Genomic DNA, 3,187 nt, shown 5'->3' on the forward strand with positions numbered 1-3,187 from the left:
TTGATTAGACTTTACCAGCCGTTTAAATTAATTTTAAATCAATAACTTTAAAGATCCTACGCATGAGTGTTTTAATGAATGGATTAAGACAATTAAAAATCACTGTAAAGATGCCATTACGATTGATGAGAAAACTCTCAGAAGGACTGCTGATAAAATGAATGAATCTAAAGCTATTCATCTTGTTAATGCTTGAGTAACCCAAAATCAGCTTTGCTTAGGACAAATATGTGTCAGTGATAAATCAAATGAAATCACTGCAATTCCTGAACTATTAAAAATATTAGATTTAAAAGGAGCAACAGTTAAAGTAGATGCAATGGGATGCCAACATGCTAGTGCAGATCTCATTGTTTCATCAGAAGCTTACTATGTGATGTCACTTAAAGGAAGTCTGAATGAAGATGTTCAATTATTTTTAGAAACTGAATTGTCCCAGAAATTTTCTTCCACAAACCATGACTATTATTACGAAGTAAATGGTGACCATGGCAGAATATAAGAAAGGCATGTATGGATGACCGATAGTGTTGAGTGGCTAAAAGAGAGACATTCAGCATGGAAATCAATTAATAGCATGATCAATGTTCAATCAATCCGGAATATGAAAGGTCAGCCTGACACTAAATGTCAAGAGTTACGTTTTTTATATTTCAAGCCATAAAAAATAAGATGCTAAATGGATAGCGAGAGCTATCAGAAAGTATTGGCAGGTAGAAAATAATATTCATTGGTAATTAGATGTTAGCTTTAGAGAGAATGAGCACCGTTTACCTAGTGGTCATGCAGCAGAAAACATGTCTTTTATGAATAAACTCACTATAAGCTTATTGAAAAATGAAAAAACACTGAAAGCGAGTATTAAAAATAAGAGAAATTTGCTTGTGCTAAGGACGAATATTTATTGAAAGTATTAAACTGACATTCCGCTGTTCAAAAAATGATTAATTATCATTTTTTTGTAATTTGCATCACATTTTCAATTTAAGCTATTGATATTTTTATAAAAAATTGATTATTTGTGACTTTTTGGATGGTGATTATGAATTTCGATAATGTAGACGTGTATGATTATGAGCATCTAGGATTGGTTGCTGGTTTTATTAAACAGGTTGGGTTAATTGACTACATTGTTCATGTCATCCCTAAAACTAAGCCATGCCATGTCAGTCATGGTCAAGCAGTTGCAGCGATGCTGCTTAATGCACTAGGATTTCATTCTCAAGCCCTCTATTTAGTTCCTGAATATTTCTCTGATAATCCTATCGATTTACTGATTTCACCTGGGACCTATAGTGAACATCTGAACGATGATGTGCTGGGCCGAAACTTAGATGCTGTTTTTGACTATGGAGTCTCTTCACTCTAAAGTCAGGGTGTGAACATACATTTATTTACATTTAATTTTATCGGTTAATTCAATGATTCACGCATAATTCTAATTTTAGGTAATTAAATTTAAGTAAGCTTAATCAAATTAAAAATCAATTAGTAAAATTAAAGCTTGCTCGCACCCTGCTTCAGAGGTGCATGATAGAATAAGCGCCAAAAACTTATCAATAATTAGACGCTTTGCATTAAATTTACTAAGTACTGCAGAATACAAAAGAGAAAAAAAGGAAGCTTCAATTCCTAGCAAAATGAGAAGATGTATAAATGATTTAAATTTCAAGGATAAATTCATATTAGCTATGAGATTGATTTAATAATGAAAAAGCTTGTTCGCCCCCTGATGTTGGATATGCTAGTATGCAAGGAAAGCAAACGGCACAAGATGTATTGCAGTACCGCTATGGTGGGAACTATGAACGTTTTGGTGGAACGCCTCCAAAAATTTTATATGACGGTTATGGTCAGGTTGGTAAAAATACAGCTCGCGGATTAGAACAAATAACCTTTGAAAATTTAGGCGGTATTGATGGCACAGCTAATAAGCAGAATCCAGTTGGTCAAGGGAATCCCAATAGGACAAATTATATTAATGCAGCCAAAGAATACCAAAATAACAAAATGAGTGGCAATAAAATAGGAGGGAGGTGCTAACTATGTCTAAGCGAATTATTTGGAAAACTGGTGATCTAGTTAATATTAAGTTACGTGATAACCTATATACGATAGGTCAGATGTTAACCAGTCCAGCAATGCGATTTTACGATATATCGAATGCTGATGGTGTATGGGAAAGTATAGATTTAAATCAAGTAAAACCATTATTCAGGGTTTTTGTTGGAAACGTGATAAAAAAATATTTGATTACTGAAAAGATAAAGGTAAAAACGGTTGTACCAAGTCATAAACCTTATGAACCATATTGGATAAAAACCTATACACTGACGATGGATGGGGAACATTATAAAGGAGATAGATTTAGTTTCCCTTTTCTTGGTGGAAGAATCATTGACTTAAGCCCTGATGGAAATGTTAGTGTCACACGGGCTCCAGTAATACAAGAAGATCTGTCTCTACCACAAGATCGTGAGTTAATAGAAAAATATGAATTAACTAACATGTGGGGTCATGAGGCTTTAAGCGATCGCTTATGTCGTTATTTTGATACCGGTATAAATCGTGATGATTTAAAATTTGAAGTCTTTCCCGGGCTGTGGGATGACAGAGAACAACTTCGGCCCTTAACTCGTCGGTTACCTGTACCATTAAGATAAAGTTGGATGTTCTCTTGATGATACTTTCGGCCTTATTTTATCTATTTATTATATTATTCGATATCCTATCAATTAGGATAGTTGTTAATAATTTTATAGTACACTATCAAGCATAGCCCATTTGACTGAGCAGCTTTCTTTAGGGAATAAAAGTAAGCATCCGAGCGGAACTTGTCAAGATAGTTGTTAGTTATTTATAATTTTCACATACTAAGCTACACCGTTTGTTTTTTCCTTTTCAGGCATTTCATTAAGCGTCACTTTAGTTATTGGACTCCAATCACGTATATGCCCTTTAGCGCATCTATTAGGATGGCTTTCTTTCTTGCGGTTCATTACCTCTTGTCTTTTCTGTTATTTAGCCACATCCTTACCTGCGCGTTTATCAGCAGGGGTAATAAATTGATTGCTGCTGTGTAAGTGCTCATGGTTATACCACTGAACAAACTGATACCCCCCAGGGGGGGATCAAACCTTAACCAATTGATCAAAAAATAAATAATATCAATTGACATTAAGATGTT

The 3,187-nt window shown here is 34.2% G+C and carries 4 protein-coding genes and 1 pseudogene; 4 read left to right on the top strand and 1 reads right to left on the bottom strand.

The window, feature by feature from the left end:
- Positions 1 to 211 precede the first annotated feature (211 nt).
- From ACFFIT_RS13205 to ACFFIT_RS13220, 4 genes and pseudogenes are all read left to right on the top strand, one after another.
- A pseudogene (locus tag ACFFIT_RS13205) lies at positions 212 to 502 on the top strand (ISAs1 family transposase); the annotation flags it as partial.
- A 540-nt stretch (positions 503 to 1,042) separates the two neighbouring features.
- Positions 1,043 to 1,369, top strand: coding sequence for a DUF4277 domain-containing protein (locus ACFFIT_RS13210; protein ID WP_385878395.1), 327 nt, complete (start codon positions 1,043 to 1,045; stop codon positions 1,367 to 1,369).
- A gap of 380 nt (positions 1,370 to 1,749) precedes the next feature.
- Positions 1,750 to 2,043: a hypothetical protein gene (locus tag ACFFIT_RS13215; RefSeq protein WP_385878397.1), complete on the top strand. Its 294-nt coding sequence runs from the start codon at positions 1,750 to 1,752 to the stop codon at positions 2,041 to 2,043.
- Positions 2,044 to 2,045: 2 nt separating this feature from the next.
- A complete protein-coding gene (locus ACFFIT_RS13220) occupies positions 2,046 to 2,663 on the top strand; it encodes a DUF8309 domain-containing protein (protein WP_385878399.1) in 618 nt (205 codons plus the stop codon).
- 210 nt (positions 2,664 to 2,873) lie between these two features.
- On the opposite strand, the gene ACFFIT_RS13225 is transcribed toward ACFFIT_RS13220, so the two are convergent.
- On the bottom strand, positions 2,874 to 2,999 hold the full coding sequence (locus ACFFIT_RS13225; RefSeq protein WP_385878401.1) for a hypothetical protein: 126 nt from the start codon (positions 2,997 to 2,999) through the stop codon (positions 2,874 to 2,876).
- Positions 3,000 to 3,187 lie beyond the last annotated feature (188 nt).

Origin of the sequence: Thorsellia kenyensis (assembly GCF_042432445.1) — a bacterium.
Taxonomy (GTDB): Bacteria; Pseudomonadota; Gammaproteobacteria; order Enterobacterales; family Thorselliaceae; genus Thorsellia; species Thorsellia kenyensis.

What these genes read in the sequence shown, in the direction of transcription:
- ACFFIT_RS13210 (WP_385878395.1), top strand. Translation starts at nt 1,043, where the DNA reads ATGAATTTCGATAATGTAGACGTGTATGATTATGAGCATCTAGGATTG.
- ACFFIT_RS13215 (WP_385878397.1), top strand. Translation starts at nt 1,750, where the DNA reads ATGCAAGGAAAGCAAACGGCACAAGATGTATTGCAGTACCGCTATGGT.
- ACFFIT_RS13220 (WP_385878399.1), top strand. Translation starts at nt 2,046, where the DNA reads ATGTCTAAGCGAATTATTTGGAAAACTGGTGATCTAGTTAATATTAAG.
- ACFFIT_RS13225 (WP_385878401.1), bottom strand. Translation starts at nt 2,999, where the DNA reads ATGAACCGCAAGAAAGAAAGCCATCCTAATAGATGCGCTAAAGGGCAT.